This window comes from Oceanospirillum sanctuarii (genome assembly GCF_002150805.1).
GTDB classification, from domain to species: domain Bacteria; phylum Pseudomonadota; class Gammaproteobacteria; order Pseudomonadales; family Halomonadaceae; genus Oceanospirillum; species Oceanospirillum sanctuarii.
This window is the reverse complement of the sequence record NZ_MTBA01000003.1, coordinates 12,037-29,264: the sequence shown is the minus strand read 5'-3', so window position 1 is coordinate 29,264 and position 17,228 is coordinate 12,037. Positions and strand designations below refer to the sequence as shown.

Below are 17,228 nucleotides of genomic sequence, written 5' to 3'. Positions count from 1 at the left end.
GTTGATCAAATGGAACAACTTTTGAGCTTATGGCAGGGCTCGGGTCTTTACAATATGGGTCTGGGACAGCTGACGATGATCTTCATCTGTCTGCTGCTCCTGTACCTTGCAATTGTTAAGAACTTTGAACCTCTGCTGCTGGTTCCAATCGGTTTTGGTGGTCTTCTGGCCAACATTCCTGAGGCGGGACTTGCGCTATCGGCTGCTGAGCAGGCGATTCACTTTGCAAAACCTGAGGTACTGGCGGCTATTGCTCAGGCAATTGACGTTAATACCACTGACCCTGAAGCTCTGAAGCACCTTGTCCATGAACAGGGACCTAGTGCTTATGCAGCCGCTCAGGCTGTGGCTCAGGATGCAGGTTATACCAACGGTATGTTGTACAGCTTCTACTCAGTAGCGATTGGTAGCACCATTGCACCACTTCTGATCTTCATGGGTGTGGGTGCGATGACCGACTTTGGTCCTCTGCTGGCGAACCCTAAAACTCTGTTCCTGGGTGCAGCTGCTCAGTTCGGTATCTTTGCAACCGTATTGGGTGCAGTAGGTATGTCCGCTCTGGGTATCATGGACTTCTCAGTAGAACAAGCTGCTGCTATCGGTATTATCGGTGGTGCTGACGGTCCTACCTCTATCTATGTAGCGAGTCTGCTGGCTCCTGAGCTGCTGGGTGCAATTGCGGTTGCCTCCTACTCTTACATGGCTCTGGTACCTCTGATTCAGCCGCCAATCATGCGTGCGCTGACGACTCCCGAAGAGCGTAAGATTCAGATGGTGCAGCTGCGTACCGTATCTAAAGCAGAGAAGGTTATCTTCCCGATTTCTCTGTTGATTCTGGTAGCCCTGCTGTTACCTGATGCAGCACCTCTGTTGGGTATGTTCTGCTTCGGTAACCTGATGAAAGAGTCCGGTGTGGTAGACCGTCTGAGTGATACTGCTCAGAACGCTCTGATCAACATCGTAACTATTTTCCTTGGTCTGTCTGTTGGCTCCAAGCTGGTTGCAGATAAGTTCCTGGCGCTTGAAACTCTGGGCATTATGGCTCTGGGTATCGTAGCTTTCGGTATTGGTACCGCTTCTGGCGTACTGATGGCGAAAATTATGAACAAGGTGACCAAGACTCCGGTAAACCCGCTGATCGGTTCTGCAGGTGTATCTGCGGTACCTATGGCTGCGCGTGTTTCCAACAAGCTGGGTCTGGAATACAACCCGCACAACTTCCTGCTGATGCACGCAATGGGCCCGAACGTGGCTGGTGTAATCGGTTCGGCAGTAGCTGCTGGTGTGATGATCAAGTATCTGGGTGGCTAAGGCTTCCTGGTTCTGATCAGAACAAAAAAACCACCGCATATGCGGTGGTTTTTTATGCCTGAAGAAAGCCTGTTTATCAGCTTATGCCGCCTTGAACAGACTCTTTGATAAACAGCTGGATAAAGCTGTTAAACAGTTTCTCATCAAAATGATGGGACATCTTATCCTTCATCAGTTTCAGGGCTTCGAACACGGTCATCCCTTGCTTGTAGGATCGTTCAGCTGTCAGAGCATCATAGATGTCCGCTAAAGCGCAGATCTGACCAAACTGGTGGAACTCCTTACCTTTGAGTCCGTAGGGGTAGCCTGAGCCATCAATCTTCTCATGATGCTGTAACACAGTGATTTTACGAATCTCATCCAGCGAATTGGCTCTTTTCAGAAGTTGAGCACCGCGTTCAGGATGATTGCGCATGATCGTAAACTCTTCATCGCTCAGCTTCCCGGGTTTGTTCAGAATACCCGGGTCAACCTTAGACTTGCCGATGTCATGAAGGAAGAAACCCACTCCAAGATCCTTCATCAGATTATCGTCAGATGTTTTGAGGATGTGTTTGGCGATCAGAAGAGACTTCACACCCACATTCACACAGTGGGTATAGGTGTAATAGTCATGGGAGGTGATACGCAGAAGGCTGCCGGAAACCTCTTCGTCAGCGATAATACATTCTGCCAACTCAATAATCGGCTGACTGGTATCCTCGATCAGAGTCTCGGTAACAGGCTCATTCATCAGGTTATGCATCAGCCCGCTGCAGTGTTCAAACACCGCTTTAGCTTTTGCATCGGAACTGGTGGGGGCTTTCAGGGCTGCACTCAGTTCTTCCGATGGGCGGTTTTTCTTGCCCCATTCACTTGGGTCATCCTTAACAAATTGCACCAGAGGCTCAGCGGTACTGGTGTTAAGTTGAGACGGCTTCACCCTTTTATCCTCAAATTTAAGTGTACTTTTATTGATGTAAAGCATAGTAGATTTTTGAAAAACCATGACCTCGGAAAAACCCTTGGGAGATGCGGGTTTTAAGCGGATTTTTGTATCTTTATGTAAGTATTCGAATTGCGAATAACGCTAAAGCGACCGCGTAGTAATACCGAGGAATAATTCGGCTTTGATAGGGTTTTCTGCAAGCTGCTTTTTCGATACCCGTTTTCAGAAAACAAAGTTAGCGCCATAATAGGTGCTCATTTGACTTAAGCGACAGTTATGGATTTTTTAGCAGCTTTTTCACCACTGACGATGATCGTTATTCTGATCATTACAGCGCTGACTCTTTACTTTCACGGGCCGGTCTACTCATTGCGCACCGTGAATGCAGCGCCTTCGATTCTCACCAGTATCGGTATCTTTGGTACCTTTCTCGGTGTGGCACTTGGTCTGATGGATTTTGATACCACGGATATTGAGGGCAGTGTCCCGCGGTTGATCGAGGGCCTCAAAACAGCGTTCTGGTCCTCTATTGCGGGCCTGCTGGCGGCGATGAGTATCAAACTGCGTCATGTGATCAAGCATGTGCGCAATTATGAGACGGAAACGAAATATACCGGTGCAACAGTTGATGATCTGGCGACACTGCTGGGCGATATTCGTCTGGTTCTGAATAAAGCTGGTTTGGCTGATATCGGCGATAACATTCAGGCTGGAACCAAAGGTCTGGAGCAGCATCTTGAGCGTTTGGAAAGTGTTATCAGCCAGTATCAACAGGAGATGGTATCCGCTAACAGTAACGCCCTGACAACGGCGATTACCGACCTGATGACTAGCTTTAATGAAAAGATCACCGTGCAGTATGGTGATAATTTCCGTCAGTTAAATCAGGCGGTTGGCCGCATGGTGGAATGGCAGGAGAATTATAAGGGTGAGCTTGCTAAGCTGCTTGAGCAACAGAAAGCCAATGGTGATGTGCTGGATAAAGCTACAGAAGCTTATCAAACCATGGTGCAGCATACACAGGCCTTTAACGAGGTCTCTGAAAAGCTGGGTGATGTGATGACCGGACTTCAGCAGCAATCGGATTCTCTGGGCAGTTATCTGGATAGTCTGGCAAGTCTGGTGAGCAAGGCATCCGATGGTCTTCCAGCCCTTGAAGGGCGGATTATGACGCTGACCGAAGAACTGGCGAACGGCATTCGTGAAAGTCATCGTCAGATGAATGAGCTTCTGACGAATACCTCATCGACCATTGAGAAAACTGTCATTACAGTGAATAAACAGCTGGTCACGGATATGGAACAGGTGAACAGTCGTCATAACGATATCCTGTTACAGATGCTGGATCGTAATGAGCAGCAGCTGGTTCGCATGGATAACGCCATGGAGCAGGAGCTGACTCATGCCCTGCAGACCTTTGGTGGACAGCTGACAGCCTTGTCTGAAAAGTTTGTAAGTGACTACTTGCCATTGACCGAGAAGCTGCGTCAGGTTGTGCATCTGTCTGGGCAGATTCCGGCACAGGGCAAGTCGACGACTCAAGCGTCTAAAATGCCGGTAGCGCAGGAAAAGGTTCCTGTCAGAAAAGCGGCAGATATTCAGTCGCATACCAAGCCAGCGACGGAATCCCCGTCAGTCGCACCAGTTGCTCCGATGACATCAGATCGAACTGTGTCAGCCAGTGAGAGCAAAGCTGATGATTCTGGCATCGAGGAACCTCCGCAAGCTGAGGTTCCTTCCGTATATAGCAAGGAACACGCTGAGCAAAACTCAGATGTTGTAAATTCAGATGCTATGGATAAAACGTCAGCCAAACCTGAGTTATCTCCTGTGATGCCAACTCGTAAAACGCTGGCGGATGAAAGTGATCAGAACCCATCTCTGAGACCGGGTCGTCGTGCCGCCAGGGCAGGAAGGAATCTGAAGTGAATCCACTGAATCAGCAGCAGAATGAAGAAGAAAACCTGACCGCTGAAGAAGGGGCGCACTGGGTCGCTGTCAGTGACCTTATGGCTGGCCTGATGATGGTATTTCTGCTGGTTGCTGTAGCTTATATGGTGATTCTGGAGCGGGAGACTGAGAAGATTAAACAGGTCGCCCTGCTTTATCAGGATCTTCGGGAGCAGCTGTATCAGGATCTATATCAGGAGTTTAAGGATGACCTGCCTCGCTGGGGTGCAGAGTTGAAAGCCGATGACCTCAGTTTTCAGTTCTACAACACAGAAGTGATGTTTGATCTGGGTAAGTCTTCACTGCAGCCGGAGTTTGAGGAGATCCTGTCAGACTTCTTCCCGCGTTATACCCGTATTATCACCTCAGAAAAGTACCGTCACGATATCTCAGAGGTTCGTATCGAGGGCCACACCTCCAGTGACTGGACCAACGCCAGAAGTCAGGATGAAGCCTATATCAATAATATGAGGCTTTCTCAGGCCCGAACCCGATCGGCGCTGGGTTTTGTATTGGCTTTACCGGAAGTGGAATATCAGAAAGACTGGTTGAAAGGCCACCTGACGGCGAATGGCTTGTCATCGTCTAAGTTAGTTATCACTTCCTCCGGAGAGGAAAACAGTGAGCGCTCCCGTCGGGTTGAGTTTCGTCTGAGAACCGATGCGGATTCCCGGATTCGGGAGATCCTGAAAGATGTGCTGGATGAAGAGGCGCAGGCTGATCGATGAAGCTTCCGGACTTCAATCAGGATGAGGGGATGTTATCGCTTCGGCGTCAGATGAATGCCCGCAGACCCGGTCATTTCGTGCTTTTTGATGCCAGTAAACATCTCTCAGGGCAGGAACGGTCTCAGCTGGAGAATCAGGGGGTAACAACTTCCTATGACAGCCTGAGGGTATTACCGGATCAGACTCTGGCAATTAAGAATGGTCGGGTGATCGTTTTTTTCGCCGGTAACAGTACATCGCACAAGGAAAAGACTTCCGGAGAAAAAACGGTGCAGCCGCAGAAAAAGGAGAAAGAGTTCTTTCATGTGGCAGCTTGCAGTGTATTACGGGACCGGCGCCAGGAAGCTCTGATCGTGACTACCTGTCTGACATCACCGTTTCCAGTGCCCGGTATGGAGAGTAAGCGCAGAAGCTTAACGGTTTGTCCGGAATGCCTTACGCTGCTGGCTTACAAAGGATTCAGTCTTACCCGGAACCGGAAGATACGCTACAGCGAGAATCTGTTGCGGAATTTTCAGCTGCAGGATTTCTTTCGGGTTTATACCCTGTATCCACTCAGGATTGAGGGGCACTTCTTAACCCCTCAAGCCGGTACTAGTGCACGTTAAGCAGTTTTGACCAGTCAACTTACTTGATCACTGCCACTTCAGCTTTAATCGAATTGGCGATAAAGCAGTTTTTGTGCGCGCCTTCATGCAGTCGGTCAAGCTCAGCTTCCGTCGGTTGCTTTTCTCCGACAAATACGATGGTTGGTTTCAGTTCGATACGGCTGACAACCTGGCCTCGTTCTGCTTTGGTCAAAAAGCCAACAGCATTATCCTGATAGCTCTCAACTTTAAAGCCCTTGATATCCGCAATCGCCAGAAAAGTCAGCATGTGGCAGCTGGACACAGCGGCTACCAGCATTTGCTCTGGATCTGCACACTGGTCATCCCCTTTAAAACTTGCCGCTGACGAGGCGTTGATAGTCTGGCCGCCGTTCAGTGTTAAGGTGTGATTCCGGCAAAAAGTGCTGTCGTCTTCCGGGGGCGCTTTACGTTTCCAGTTCAGTTGGGCGCGATGTTCTGACATAGGTCTTTCCTTCTAAGATATGTGGGTTTGTTCTTATTCGGTTTGAAGCCAAATTATAATAAGAATGTTCTAATGTTTGTTGTTGTCGATGTTAATGGAACGTGAATCAGAATGGTGAATTCAACAGGAAATGCTGATGCAAAAGCACGATAGAGAAATATCAGGCAATAAAAAACCCAGCAGTATGACTGCTGGGTTTCGGTATTCAATGGTGGGCCTGCTCGGACTTGAACCGAGGACCTAACGATTATGAGTCGTGTGCTCTAACCAACTGAGCTACAGGCCCTTCAAGCAACGGTTGGCCTTAATAAGCTCAATCCGTAAAACTTAAGTGGCCGGAATTGTACAAAAGCTTAATCAGATTCGCCAGTCTTTAAACGCTCAAACTGTTTGATATATCAGAATTTATTCTAAAAAAAGGTTATGCAGTGGTGTGCTTAGTCTGCTTTATCGATCTGATCGGGCGTGAGTTCAATTAACTGAGGCTGTTGCAGAATATTCAGAAGCACCAGTACCCGGTCTTCGCCTTTACTCTGCTTATAAATCGCTTCAAGAAACTCGAAGGGGCCGCTGGTAATGCGTACTTTGTCACCGGCTTTGAGACCTTTGACAGGCGTTTCTGTTTGTTTCAGCTGAGTTTCATTAGCTTTGATCTCGTCGATTAGAGCCTGAGGAATAGCAGTAGGCAGTTCACCAAAACGAACAACATTTGCAATTCCCCGAGTTGCTAACAAAGACCGCCAATTGCCGACTCCATCAGGCAGCTGCACAAAGATGTAGCGTGGAAAGAGACTTTCCTCCACCAGAACCTGTTTACCATTGCGCTTCTTTTGCACCTGAATAACGGGGCGATAGCAGGTATAGCCTTGATTTTTAAGGTTTAGTTCTGCTCTGTTATCTTCCCGAGGCTTGCAGGTAAATAAAAACCAACTCAAAACAAGCACCTTCCGTGTTAAAAAATCTATTAAATACTATTTTAACGAAAAATTATTCCTCATTCGCCAAATATAACGTAGGAATGTGTAACGGCTCGTATTTTGCTGCTCAAATTTTTTTTATAAAAACTGCAAAAAGTAGTTGTAAAGCCATAAAGTCATGCTCTAATAGAGGTACTGCAGCACGGGTTGCAGAGGTAATGATGGAACGTCCTTCGGATGAACCATATAAGATTTTTTTCCCGGTGAGTCCGGGTGCTAGCAAGAGTAAAGAGGACGTTATGTCAGGTTTAATTACTGGTACCGTTAAATGGTTTAACGACGAAAAAGGTTTTGGCTTTATTTCTCGTGAAGGCGACAGCGATGTATTCGTACATTTCCGCGCTATCAACGGTACTGGCCGTCGTAGCCTTGAGGAAGGTCAGCAGGTTACTTTCGAAGTAACTCAGGGCCAGAAAGGTCCTCAAGCAGAGAACGTAACTGTAGTTTAATTGCTACTGTTCAGTTTTCTCGAATACCCGCCACAAGGCGGGTATTTTTTTGCCTGAATTTTTTGAATTGATGCTCGTTTTTAAAACTCGATATCCACCACCAGAACTTCCAGTGCTTTGGATGACGGGGTTTCCTGAATCTTAAAGCGGATATTAGCCTCCAATAGCCGAACACCGTAAACCTTCTCTTCAGATTTACCATGTCGATAAGCGGGTCTCGGATCCTGCTGTAGCACCTGCTCGATTAAGGCTTTGAAACCTCCATATTTCTCTCCATGGCTTTGACGATAATTCTCAAGGGCAAGCTCAGCTTCCGGTAGCCAGCTGACTGGGTGAGCAACCGGTGCTTCCGGAGCAAAAGCGCTCTCAGCATCTTCTACTTTATCCACATAGGGAATGTAAGGCTTGATATCCAGAACCGGAGTGCCTTCCACCAGATCCAGTCCGCTAATGTGGATAAGCACCTCACCGCCTTTGATCTCAACCTTCTCCAGCTTAACGACGGAAAGCCCTAGTGGATTGGGCCTGAAGGTGGCGCGGGTTGCAAAGACGCCAAGTCGTTCATTGCCTCCCAGACGAGGAGGACGCACGGTCGGTTTCCACTCATCTCTCAGGCACTGATGAAAAACAAACTGCACCCAGATATGGCTGTTCTCTTCCAGTCCCCGTACAGCATCCGTCAGGTTATAGGGAGGAAGTAAGCGAATGATCCCGGTTGAAGCTGGCGCGAGCCCCGGTTGACGGGGGATGCCAAACTTCTCTTTATAGCAGGAGTGCACAACGCCTATGGCTGGCAGATTGAATGCAGTTGACGTGCTGTTATCGGTATCTGGAGAGTGTTTGTGCATTGGGATGGTCGCTCGGAAATTCATCGGGTGTAAAACGCTTTTCGATGCTTAAAAAGCCTTGTCTGCACGCGGTGTTGTGCGAAAATGCGCTCAACTTACAACAGTCGGTAAGCATTGGCAAAAGACTTACCGCGCCTTACTCAACAACTGCGTTCTATTCTGTGTTTACATCCGGACGCTTCAGAGAGGATATACCGTGGTCGATCAGGCAAGCTATGCGATTAAAGCTCAGGAAGTGATTGAAGCTGGGCAATTTCTGTTTGCTGAGGGCTGGTCACCTGCAACCAGCAGTAATTATTCTGCTCGTATCGATGCTCAAAATCTGGCGATCACCGTATCCGGTAAACACAAAGGCCGTTTAAAGGCCGGTGATATCATGGTGGTTGATCTGCAGGGAAACCCTGTCCAGTCCATGCTGAAATCATCCGCAGAGACCCTGTTACACTGTGTGCTTTATGACTGGCGCGATGATATCGGTGCGGTGTTGCATACCCACTCGGTTGCGGCGACGGTATTAAGTCGTGCCCTGGTCGGTGAAAATGAATTGGTGCTGCGTGATTATGAGCTGCAAAAGGCGTTTCCGGGGATTGATACCCACGAAGGCGAGCTGCGCATTCCTATTTTTGAAAACACTCAGGATATTGATGCGCTATCTGCCGAGTCACTCGCCTATCTGAAGCAGCATCCGACTACACCAGCTTATCTGATTCGTGGCCATGGCCTGTACACCTGGGGCGCGACGATGGCAGATACTCTGCGCCATATCGAAGCGATGGAATTTCTGATGGCCTGTGAGCTGAAAGCGCTTTCGCTACGCTAGATGCCTTTCTTCACGGTCGATCGACAATTAACACTAAGGTAATGATCTATGAGTTTTCTTAATCTGTACGCGGCTGACAAACCGCAAGCGGTAGAATTATCGCTGACTGATGGTGATCAGATTCAGGCTTTTCTGGCGGAGCAGGGTGTTCGCTTTGAACGCTGGCAGGCGGAGCAGCCTCTGAATGAGGATGCCGACCAGGAGGTAATTCTGGCCGCTTATGGTAATGAAGTAACTCGTCTGAAAGCGGAAAATGGTTTTCAGACCGCTGATGTGATCAGCCTGACACCGGATCATCCGGACAAAGCCGCCCTGCGTGAGAAGTTTCTTTCTGAGCATATCCACAGCGAGGATGAAGTGCGTTTCTTTGTTCGTGGTAAGGGGCTGTTCTATATGCACCTGGGCGATAAAGTGGCCGTTGTGGGCTGCTGCAAAGAAGATCTGATCTCGGTTCCTGCAGGCACTAAACACTGGTTTGATATGGGAGATGCACCGGACTTTACCTGTATTCGCCTGTTCACTAATCCGGAAGGCTGGGTTGCCCAATACAGTGGCGACAAGATTGCTGATGCTTTCCCGCGTTTTGAAGATCTGGCAGGCCAGTTCTGATGAGTGAGGGCGCAGAGCAGAAAATTCGTTTCGATGGCGTTAAAGCGATCATTACCGATATCGAAGGTACAACCGGTTCAATCGACTTTGTGCATCAGGTGCTTTTTCCTTATGCAAAAGAGCATCTGCCGGAGTTTATCCGTCAGAATACCGAGAAGCCTGAAGTTGTTGAACAGCTGAATACTGCGCGTCAGGAGATGGGCGACGCAGATGCAGACGTTGATGCTGTCATTGCGCAACTGCTGCAGTGGATCGCAGAAGACAAGAAGATCACGTCCCTTAAAGCCCTGCAGGGCCTGGTATGGGAAGCAGGATACAGCTCTGGCGATTACACGGGACATGTTTATCCTGATGCTCACGAGTCACTGAAGCAGTGGAAAGAGCAGGTGCGCCTGTTTATCTACTCGTCTGGCTCAGTCTACGCGCAAAAGCTTCTGTTTGGTTATAGTGATTTTGGTGATCTGACGCCTTGGTTTGAAGGTTACTTCGATACCAAAGTTGGCGGAAAGCGTGAGCAAGCCTCCTATCAGAATATTCAGTCTCAGATCGGTTTGCCTGCAGAACAGTTACTGTTCCTGTCTGATGTGGTTGAGGAACTGGATGCGGCAAAAGAAGCTGGTTTCCAGACGGTTCAGCTGGTCAGAACTGAAGGTATGGTCACTGGTGACCACCCGCAGGTAGCCAGCTTCTCGCAGATAGAAATCTGATCGTTTATCTCGGCTGTAGTCAGCTGCAATAAAATGACAGATCGTTAAAAAGACCTGGTTGGTTTACAAGCTAACCGGGTCTTTTTGCTTTTATTGGCTGTTCGCAGAAATTAGCTGTTTTTCTACTGCTAATGGCGGATCTATCATGCTTTTTATCTGGGTTCCCCAAGCTGATAAAGCCTGATAGACTGCTTTATTTAGAAGCTGGAAGAAAAAATGATCCGCAATAAAGTACTTGTTAGTGCCTGTCTGCTTGGCGAGCGTGTGCGTTATGACGGCTCCTCCCGTCCGGTTGCTCACCCTGTTCTTGATCAATGGCAGAAGGAAGAGCGTCTTGTTCCGGTTTGCCCTGAGACTCTCGGCGGCCTCCTTGTTCCGCGTCCTGCGGCAGAAATTCAGCCCGGTTTTGATGGCAAAGATATTTTCCACGAAGAAGGTAAAGTGATTACCCGTCAGGGGCACAATGTCAGCCAATACTTCGTGCGTGGTGCCCGTAAAACTCAGGAGCTGGCGCTGAAAGAAGAGATCGCTGTAGCTATCATGAAGGCCAATAGCCCTTCCTGCGGTAATCAGCAGATCTACAGTGGTGAATTCAGTAAAGAGCTGCGTGATGGACAGGGGGTGACAGCTGCTGCTTTGGAAGAGGCCGGCATCAAGGTGTTTAATGAGCATCAACTGGATGAAGCTTCAGCCTATCTTTCGTCTCTGGAAAATACTGCTGCTGAAGCAATTGATTCCTGAGCTTGCCTTTAATCTCTTTATTTAAGCTGAATATCGAAGCAGGTGATATCAGATGAGCTTTGAACTCTTTCTGGCGTTTTTGTTGGCCTCTATACTGATCAGCGTTTCACCGGGTGCTGGCGCGGTGAATACCATGAGTAATGGTCTGCGCTACGGGGTGCGTAATAGTATGCCTGCGATTTTAGGTCTGCAGGTAGGTTACGGTGCTCAGGTAATTATCGTAGGGGTTGGTTTGGGTGCGCTTTTGGCATCATCCGAGGTAGCTTTTGGCCTGGTGAAATGGCTGGGGGCTGCTTATCTGGTTTGGCTGGGATATCAGAAGTGGCGTGAAGCTCCGTTATCCTTGGAAGCTCAGCAGGATCAACCGATAGAAAGTGGTAGCCGTCGTTTCTGGCAGGCGGCTTTTGTTAACCTGATTAACCCGAAAGCAACGGTATTTCTGGTGGCACTTTTCCCGCAGTTTATTGTTGCGGATGCGCCTCAGTTACCGCAGTTTCTGATTATGGGAACGACGCTGATTATCGTCGATATTCTTGTGATGGTGGGCTATGCATCACTTGCGGCTAAGCTGAGTCGTTGGTTTAAAGACCCTAAGCATCAGAAATCTCAGAACCGTATCTTTGGCGGTATGTTTATGGCCGCAGGAACCGCATTGGCTTCTTATAGCCGATAAACCGGCGGTAGATAACAGATTCTGCTACTGAACAAAAAAAGCCGCGCTTCGATCATTCAAAGCGCGGCTTTTTAATGTCTGATATTGCTGCAAGCCTAATCAGAATTCGTATTAGATCTAACTTAGATTTCAACCAGACGCATCGACAGGTCAACAGCTTTGCAGTCTTTGGTCAAAGCACCGATCGAGATGTAATCCACACCCGTCAGGGCGATATCGCGCAGGGTTTCATCAGTAACACCGCCAGAGGCTTCCAGCTTGGCCCGGCCATCGGCGATCTTCACGGCTTCACGCATCATATCGAGAGAGAAGTTATCGATCATGATGATATCGGCACCAGCTTCCAGCGCCTGATTCAACTCATCCAGATTTTCCACTTCCACTTCCACCGGCTTGCCGGGAGCGACTTCATGGGCGCGTTCTACTGATGCCGAGATAGAGCCGCAGGCAGAGATATGGTTCTCTTTAATCAGGAAGGCATCGTAAAGACCGATACGGTGGTTGTAGCAGCCGCCGCAGGTAACGGCATATTTCTGAGCCAGGCGCAGGCCCGGAATGGTCTTGCGGGTATCCAGCAGCTGAACTTTGGTATCCGATACCAGATCGGCATACTGCTGGCAGCGGGTCGCGGTACCGGACAGAGACTGAACAAAGTTCAATGCGCAACGCTCACCGGTCAGCAGGGAGCGGGCAGAACCTTCCAGATAGAAGAGCACCTGGTTGCGGATAACACGATCACCATCTTTGGCCTGCCAGATCACTTTCACATCCGGATCGATCTGACGGAACACCTCATCAACCCAAGCAGTACCACATAGAACTGCATCGTCACGGGTGATGACACGGGCGCGAGCCTGACGCTCTTCAGGAATCAGCATGGCCGTAATATCACCGCCGCCTACGTCTTCGGCAATTGCCCCGGCAACTTGTTCAGGGATACTTTCTACCAGCAGCTTGGGCATGGTTTCTAGCTGGGGATGCGCAGACATAAACAACCTCGGTCACCAATGGATAAAATGCTGCGGGCATTATAAAGACAAACGATCATAAAAGCAGCGACTGGCGAAAACTGTTTTGACCGCTAAATGATGAGAGCTTTAAAGCCTGGGATGGCAAGATAAGGTAGACTGTATCGCTCATAGAAAGAGCTGATTTGGCCGAAACAGAATAAAACGATGCATGATGATTTGCTGATTACATCTCTCGGGATTAACGTGACTGAAACTGCAGATATATGGCTGGATGGTGTCATCAAAAGACCTTCACCAAATTTTAATCAACGTCCGGATTCTGAGGATGTTGATCTGCTAGTGATTCATAATATTAGCCTGCCGCCGGGGCAGTTTGGTGGCGACAGTATCGAGCTATTTTTCACTAACTGTCTGGATCATTCACTGCATCCCTTTTTTAAAGAGATCGAGGGTGTTGAGGTTTCGGCGCATCTTCTTGTTCGCAGGGATGGGAGTGTGATTCAGTTTGTGCCTTTGAATCGGAGGGCATGGCATGCCGGACGATCGCAGTTTGAAGGCAGTGAAAATTGTAATGATTTCTCTATCGGCATTGAGCTTGAAGGCACGGACACTTGTCCCTATACCGATGAGCAATATATCGCTCTGGCCAAACTGACTTCAGATATTCAGCAGCTGTATCCAAAGATAACGAATGACCGAATCACTGGTCATAGTGATATTGCGCCGGGGCGAAAAACAGACCCCGGTGAGGCTTTTGATTGGGAGCGTTATCGGTCGCTTTTATGATTTCCAGCTGGCATTTGGCTGATTTATCGATAAACGATATTGCCAATAAAAACTATTAAGAACTTAAGGTAAGACAGGCGAGGTTTACTCATGGAATTTGTCGTTTTAATCATTGTGCTCATGCTACGTAGCCTTCTTGGCCTGTTGCCGGGAAGACGTCATGATCGATGGTTTTTGGCCCTTAAAGCATGGGCTGGCCGCCTATTTAAGCCAAGTGCGCCTCACCTTTACGACTCAGATGAAGAGTCGGAACAGCTTGGCAATCAATCGAAAGCTTCGGCTATCAATCCGACCCGTTGGTTTTCCGGAACTGGTGCATTCGTCGTAGCTGTTGTTTTACCCGTTGCAGCACTGAGTATTCTGATGGCGATACTGGATGATGTGATCTGGGGCTTACCTGCATTTGCTGTTTCGATTCTGGTCTTACTGTATAGCCTGGGGCGAAAGGATAGTGCTTATTGGTTAACCCGTTTCCAGATCGCATGGCGTCAGAAGGATCTGCAGGGTGCTTACCAATACGCAGCTGAAGTTCTTCCTGAAGAAGCTATTAAAGATGAAAAACAGCTCTATCAGCGCGTTTTTTCTCGCCTTGTAGGTATTAGTTTTCAGGACTTCTTTCTCGTCACTTTCTGGTTTATGTGGCTTGGCGCAGAGGGGGCTTTGCTGGCGCGACTGATGATCCTCTTCTGTGAGAAGCAACCGGAAGAGAAGGGGCAGGAATCACTGCAGGCTATAACTCTCAGCAAAATCAAAAGTGTGCAATATCTGTTTGAGTGGCTACCGGCGAAACTGATGGGCTTAAGCTTTATGCTCACCGGTCACTTTGTGCACTGTAGCCAGCAGTGGCTGACCTGCCTGTTTAATCAAAAGCTCTCTCACGAAATCCTACTGACCCGTTTTGCTCTGGGAGCACTCGGTGAGAAAGTAGAAGACAGCGCCAAGGAAGTGCTGCAAGCTGCACAGGATAATGCTCATAAAGACGAGCAACTGCAGGATCTTGAAGCCCTATTACGCAGAAGCTCAGTGCTGTGGGTGATTGCTATTGCTGTGACAGTGGTTTTGATGGAGTTGTGAGGCTTTGCAATAGCTGCAGCCTGCATCAGCTGTGGGGTGGTAAGCGCTGACGTCAGCATCATTACTTAACCCAGAGTTGACATATCAAAAATATCGTCTAAAAGCCCATCCGGTTGTTGATCAACACGACTAACATCGGAGCACATTTGATCTGAAGAGTCCGTCGCAGAACACTTTTTCGGAGGATAAAGAGAGGACTCAGAGATGCCAAAGATTGAAGAGAGCTGTTTTGCATTAAACAGCCCATCGTCACAAGTCTTTAACTGCTCCAGATAACCTGCAGATTTTTGACTGTAAAGGCCTGAGTTTAATATTACTCGGCGAGCTTGCCACTGAATGATCTCTTTTAAAGTTTTACCCGAGCGCACCAAACAGGTCACTTGGAACTTAGGCGCATATTGCTGAAAAAACGGCATCAGATGTGGAAAGTCCAGAGGAATATAAATACTACGACCTGCAATACCAGAAGCAGACTCTTCCTTATAAAGCGCTACATTTATGGGCTGTAGCAGCAGATCATTCACACTTTGCTCGATGAATTCAGAAGCCCCTCTTCCTTGCAACATCGCCTTCTTATCTGATAGCTGGGCGAGGTATCGTTCAAGCGCATCTCGGCGCGTATTCAAAGGAGCCATGGCCTCGGCTGAAAATTGGCAGCTGAGCTGTGCCAATGGCAATTGTTTAATCTTCAGTTTTAAGCTGCCTGCCAAGATACACTCCTTTCATGAGATTTACCTGGATCCAATTACTGTATATATGAACAGACTGCATATGGATACAAAGCTAACAGATAAAACCATGCTATCAAAGCGGTTTTTAGACTTGGGGTGTGTTAGCAGATGCCCACAAATAAAGGCATTGTTTTTGGCACCACAAAAGAAAGAACCCCAGCTTTTTGAACTGGGGTTCTTTTCATAAGAGAGGGGAGCACTCTGCTCAGTTGTATGTTTGACTGGGTTAATAAGCCATTGAAACTTTAATTCCTCTTTATAGCACCCGCCCCAGCAAGGCACGGGCTTCATCGATCAGCTCATTCAGATGCTGTTCACCCTTAAAGCTTTCCGCATAAATTTTATACAGCGGTTCAGTTCCACTCGGGCGGGCGGCAAACCAGCCGTTTTCCGTAACCACTTTAATACCTCCAATGGATGCCTGATTACCCGGTGCCTTAACATAGACCTGCTCGATTTTTTCACCGGCCAGTTGCGCAGAGGTGATACTCCCGGCGGTCAGGTTTTTAAAGCCTGCTTTTTGCTCTGGTGTCAGCGGTGTATCCACACGGCGATAAGCCGGACTGCCGTATTTCTCAGTCAGCCCCAGGTAATACTCAGAAGGCGATTTACCGGTTACCGCCATGATCTCAGCCGCCAGCAAACAGAGGGCGATACCGTCCTTGTCCGTGGACCAGGGTCTGCCATCGCGGGTCAGCAGCGTGGCACCGGCACTTTCTTCTCCACCAAAGGCGAGCCAGCCCTGCTTCAGGCCATCAACAAACCATTTAAGACCTACCGGTGTTTCATACAGATCTCGCTGATGTCCGGCAACCACACGGTCAATCATCGAAGAGGAGACCAGGGTTTTACCGATTTTCAGGTTTTCTGCCCACTGCGGACGATGACTGAGCAGATAATCGATACACACCGCCAGAAAGTGGTTAGGACTCATCAGCCCCTTATGGTCAACAATACCGTGACGGTCTGCGTCCGGGTCATTACCAAAAGCCAGCTGGAAACGGTCTTTAATGGCCAGCAGGTTTTCCATAGCAAAAGGACTGGAGCAGTCCATGCGGATTTTGCCGTCATGATCCGGCGGCATAAAGGCAAAACTGGCATCGATAGCGTCATTAACCACTTCAATCTCAATACCGGTGTTTTCGGTCAGTGCCTGCCAGACCGGCAGACCGGCGCCGCCTAAAGGATCAACCCCCAGTTTGATGCCGGCGTTACGGATCGCATCCAGATCCACTACCTGCTCCAGATCCCCCAGATACAGACCGGTGTAATCAAACTTCTCGGCGCTGGCAACAGCTGCTTCCAGTGCCACGCGTTTAACCCCCTCAAGACCGGCTGCCAGATAGGCATTCGCTTTAGCCTGAATCCAATCCGTTGCATCAGCACCGGCCGGGCCGCCATGGGCCGGGTTGTATTTGATGCCACCATCTTCCGGTGGATTGTGGGATGGCGTAATCACCAGACCATCACTTAACTGTTCCGGGTTCGCCGCATTATGAGCAAGGATGGCATGGCTGATAACCGGTGTTGCGGTAATCGCCAAAGCACCGGCATCAATACGCACATCAATATCGTTGGCAATCAGCACAGAAAGCGCAGAGTTCCAGGCCTGCTCCGACAGCGCATGGGTATCGCGGCCCAGATGCAGAGGTCCGGTATACCCCTGCTGTTTACGGTAATCCGCGACTGCCTGGGCAATCGCCAGCACGTGCTGTTCATTAAATGAGGTTTTAAGAGAGGAGCCACGGTGACCGGACGTACCAAAACTGACCTGTTGCTGCGGATTGGCCACATCCGGAGTTTGCTGAAAATATGCCTGTAATAGTGCTGATAACATCTCAAGACCTTGTTTGG

Annotated in this window: 19 protein-coding genes and 1 tRNA gene; 12 read left to right on the top strand and 8 right to left on the bottom strand. The window is 48.8% G+C overall.

The features are described from left to right. The first annotated feature begins 9 nt into the window (after window positions 1-9). The gene (locus BV405_RS03965) at window positions 10-1,311 is read left to right on the top strand and encodes a sodium ion-translocating decarboxylase subunit beta (RefSeq protein ID WP_086479584.1); all 1,302 of its coding nucleotides are present in this window, start codon (window positions 10-12) and stop codon (window positions 1,309-1,311) included. A 76-nt stretch (window positions 1,312-1,387) separates the two neighbouring features. On the opposite strand, the gene BV405_RS03960 is transcribed toward BV405_RS03965, so the two are convergent. Next, window positions 1,388-2,233, bottom strand: coding sequence for an HD-GYP domain-containing protein (locus BV405_RS03960; RefSeq protein ID WP_176330040.1), 846 nt, complete (start codon window positions 2,231-2,233; stop codon window positions 1,388-1,390). Window positions 2,234-2,515: 282 nt separating this feature from the next. Here BV405_RS03960 and BV405_RS03955 point away from each other — a divergent pair, with 282 nt between their 5' ends. Genes BV405_RS03955 through BV405_RS03945 form a run of 3 tightly spaced genes read left to right on the top strand, consistent with a single transcriptional unit; the run spans window position 2,516 to window position 5,525 of the window. Continuing rightward, the gene (locus BV405_RS03955; protein WP_086479582.1) at window positions 2,516-4,168 is read left to right on the top strand and encodes a hypothetical protein; all 1,653 of its coding nucleotides are present in this window, start codon (window positions 2,516-2,518) and stop codon (window positions 4,166-4,168) included. Further along, complete coding sequence (locus BV405_RS03950) at window positions 4,165-4,917, top strand: OmpA/MotB family protein (RefSeq protein ID WP_245832233.1); 753 nt, start codon at window positions 4,165-4,167, stop codon at window positions 4,915-4,917. The genes BV405_RS03955 and BV405_RS03950 overlap by 4 nt, the downstream gene beginning before the upstream one ends. 29 nt (window positions 4,918-4,946) lie before the next feature. Continuing rightward, window positions 4,947-5,525, top strand: a complete 579-nt coding sequence (locus BV405_RS03945) for a hypothetical protein (protein WP_140054463.1) — start codon at window positions 4,947-4,949, stop codon at window positions 5,523-5,525. A gap of 19 nt (window positions 5,526-5,544) precedes the next feature. Here BV405_RS03945 and BV405_RS03940 read toward each other — a convergent pair whose 3' ends face one another. From BV405_RS03940 to rfaH, 3 genes are all read right to left on the bottom strand, one after another. Then, window positions 5,545-5,988: an OsmC family protein gene (locus tag BV405_RS03940; protein ID WP_086479580.1), complete on the bottom strand. Its 444-nt coding sequence runs from the start codon at window positions 5,986-5,988 to the stop codon at window positions 5,545-5,547. A 209-nt stretch (window positions 5,989-6,197) separates the two neighbouring features. Then, a tRNA-Ile gene (locus BV405_RS03935) sits at window positions 6,198-6,274 on the bottom strand. A gap of 151 nt (window positions 6,275-6,425) precedes the next feature. Then, window positions 6,426-6,923 carry a transcription/translation regulatory transformer protein RfaH gene (gene rfaH, locus BV405_RS03930; protein ID WP_176330039.1) on the bottom strand — a complete coding sequence of 166 codons (498 nt, stop codon included), beginning with the start codon at window positions 6,921-6,923 and terminating at the stop codon, window positions 6,426-6,428. Window positions 6,924-7,204: 281 nt separating this feature from the next. Here rfaH and BV405_RS03925 point away from each other — a divergent pair, with 281 nt between their 5' ends. Continuing rightward, on the top strand, window positions 7,205-7,414 hold the full coding sequence (locus tag BV405_RS03925; RefSeq protein ID WP_028303926.1) for a cold-shock protein: 210 nt from the start codon (window positions 7,205-7,207) through the stop codon (window positions 7,412-7,414). A gap of 80 nt (window positions 7,415-7,494) precedes the next feature. Here the strand turns inward: BV405_RS03925 and tsaA are convergent, their stop codons facing one another. Next, a complete protein-coding gene (gene tsaA, locus BV405_RS03920) occupies window positions 7,495-8,286 on the bottom strand; it encodes a tRNA (N6-threonylcarbamoyladenosine(37)-N6)-methyltransferase TrmO (RefSeq protein WP_245832232.1) in 792 nt (263 codons plus the stop codon). A 172-nt stretch (window positions 8,287-8,458) separates the two neighbouring features. On the opposite strand from tsaA, the gene BV405_RS03915 reads away from it, so the two are divergent. The 5 genes from BV405_RS03915 to rhtB all read left to right on the top strand — a co-directional run bounded on the left by BV405_RS03915 (window position 8,459) and on the right by rhtB (window position 11,812). Beyond that, window positions 8,459-9,082: a methylthioribulose 1-phosphate dehydratase gene (locus tag BV405_RS03915; protein WP_086479577.1), complete on the top strand. Its 624-nt coding sequence runs from the start codon at window positions 8,459-8,461 to the stop codon at window positions 9,080-9,082. 48 nt (window positions 9,083-9,130) lie between these two features. Further along, entirely contained in the window at window positions 9,131-9,691 is a 561-nt protein-coding gene (locus tag BV405_RS03910; protein ID WP_086479576.1) for a 1,2-dihydroxy-3-keto-5-methylthiopentene dioxygenase, read from the top strand. Next, entirely contained in the window at window positions 9,691-10,398 is a 708-nt protein-coding gene (gene mtnC, locus BV405_RS03905) for an acireductone synthase (protein WP_086479575.1), read from the top strand. Before BV405_RS03910 ends, mtnC begins: the two co-directional genes overlap by 1 nt. Window positions 10,399-10,614: 216 nt before the next feature. Then, window positions 10,615-11,139 carry a 2-thiouracil desulfurase family protein gene (locus BV405_RS03900; RefSeq protein WP_086479574.1) on the top strand — a complete coding sequence of 175 codons (525 nt, stop codon included), beginning with the start codon at window positions 10,615-10,617 and terminating at the stop codon, window positions 11,137-11,139. Between the two features lie 52 nt (window positions 11,140-11,191). Then, window positions 11,192-11,812 carry a homoserine/homoserine lactone efflux protein gene (rhtB, locus tag BV405_RS03895; protein ID WP_086479573.1) on the top strand — a complete coding sequence of 207 codons (621 nt, stop codon included), beginning with the start codon at window positions 11,192-11,194 and terminating at the stop codon, window positions 11,810-11,812. Between the two features lie 122 nt (window positions 11,813-11,934). On the opposite strand, the gene nadC is transcribed toward rhtB, so the two are convergent. After that, on the bottom strand, window positions 11,935-12,801 hold the full coding sequence (nadC, locus tag BV405_RS03890) for a carboxylating nicotinate-nucleotide diphosphorylase (RefSeq protein ID WP_425435128.1): 867 nt from the start codon (window positions 12,799-12,801) through the stop codon (window positions 11,935-11,937). A 186-nt stretch (window positions 12,802-12,987) separates the two neighbouring features. Here nadC and ampD point away from each other — a divergent pair, with 186 nt between their 5' ends. Beyond that, window positions 12,988-13,569, top strand: coding sequence for a 1,6-anhydro-N-acetylmuramyl-L-alanine amidase AmpD (gene ampD / locus BV405_RS03885; protein WP_086479572.1), 582 nt, complete (start codon window positions 12,988-12,990; stop codon window positions 13,567-13,569). Between the two features lie 90 nt (window positions 13,570-13,659). Continuing rightward, a complete protein-coding gene (gene ampE / locus BV405_RS03880) occupies window positions 13,660-14,643 on the top strand; it encodes a regulatory signaling modulator protein AmpE (RefSeq protein WP_086479571.1) in 984 nt (327 codons plus the stop codon). Between the two features lie 65 nt (window positions 14,644-14,708). Here ampE and BV405_RS03875 read toward each other — a convergent pair whose 3' ends face one another. Both BV405_RS03875 and BV405_RS03865 read right to left on the bottom strand, forming a co-directional pair. Further along, complete coding sequence (locus BV405_RS03875) at window positions 14,709-15,353, bottom strand: hypothetical protein (RefSeq protein WP_140054461.1); 645 nt, start codon at window positions 15,351-15,353, stop codon at window positions 14,709-14,711. 277 nt (window positions 15,354-15,630) lie between these two features. Next, window positions 15,631-17,211, bottom strand: a complete 1,581-nt coding sequence (locus BV405_RS03865; RefSeq protein ID WP_086479568.1) for a phosphoglucomutase — start codon at window positions 17,209-17,211, stop codon at window positions 15,631-15,633. Window positions 17,212-17,228 lie beyond the last annotated feature (17 nt).

What these genes read in the sequence shown, in the direction of transcription:
- ampE (WP_086479571.1), top strand. Translation starts at nt 13,660, where the DNA reads ATGGAATTTGTCGTTTTAATCATTGTGCTCATGCTACGTAGCCTTCTT.
- BV405_RS03945 (WP_140054463.1), top strand. Translation starts at nt 4,947, where the DNA reads ATGTTATCGCTTCGGCGTCAGATGAATGCCCGCAGACCCGGTCATTTC.
- BV405_RS03865 (WP_086479568.1), bottom strand. Translation starts at nt 17,211, where the DNA reads ATGTTATCAGCACTATTACAGGCATATTTTCAGCAAACTCCGGATGTG.
- BV405_RS03955 (WP_086479582.1), top strand. Translation starts at nt 2,516, where the DNA reads ATGGATTTTTTAGCAGCTTTTTCACCACTGACGATGATCGTTATTCTG.
- rhtB (WP_086479573.1), top strand. Translation starts at nt 11,192, where the DNA reads ATGAGCTTTGAACTCTTTCTGGCGTTTTTGTTGGCCTCTATACTGATC.
- nadC (WP_425435128.1), bottom strand. Translation starts at nt 12,801, where the DNA reads ATGTCTGCGCATCCCCAGCTAGAAACCATGCCCAAGCTGCTGGTAGAA.
- BV405_RS03900 (WP_086479574.1), top strand. Translation starts at nt 10,615, where the DNA reads ATGATCCGCAATAAAGTACTTGTTAGTGCCTGTCTGCTTGGCGAGCGT.
- BV405_RS03925 (WP_028303926.1), top strand. Translation starts at nt 7,205, where the DNA reads ATGTCAGGTTTAATTACTGGTACCGTTAAATGGTTTAACGACGAAAAA.
- tsaA (WP_245832232.1), bottom strand. Translation starts at nt 8,286, where the DNA reads ATGAATTTCCGAGCGACCATCCCAATGCACAAACACTCTCCAGATACC.
- BV405_RS03940 (WP_086479580.1), bottom strand. Translation starts at nt 5,988, where the DNA reads ATGTCAGAACATCGCGCCCAACTGAACTGGAAACGTAAAGCGCCCCCG.
- BV405_RS03965 (WP_086479584.1), top strand. Translation starts at nt 10, where the DNA reads ATGGAACAACTTTTGAGCTTATGGCAGGGCTCGGGTCTTTACAATATG.
- ampD (WP_086479572.1), top strand. Translation starts at nt 12,988, where the DNA reads ATGCATGATGATTTGCTGATTACATCTCTCGGGATTAACGTGACTGAA.
- mtnC (WP_086479575.1), top strand. Translation starts at nt 9,691, where the DNA reads ATGAGTGAGGGCGCAGAGCAGAAAATTCGTTTCGATGGCGTTAAAGCG.
- BV405_RS03910 (WP_086479576.1), top strand. Translation starts at nt 9,131, where the DNA reads ATGAGTTTTCTTAATCTGTACGCGGCTGACAAACCGCAAGCGGTAGAA.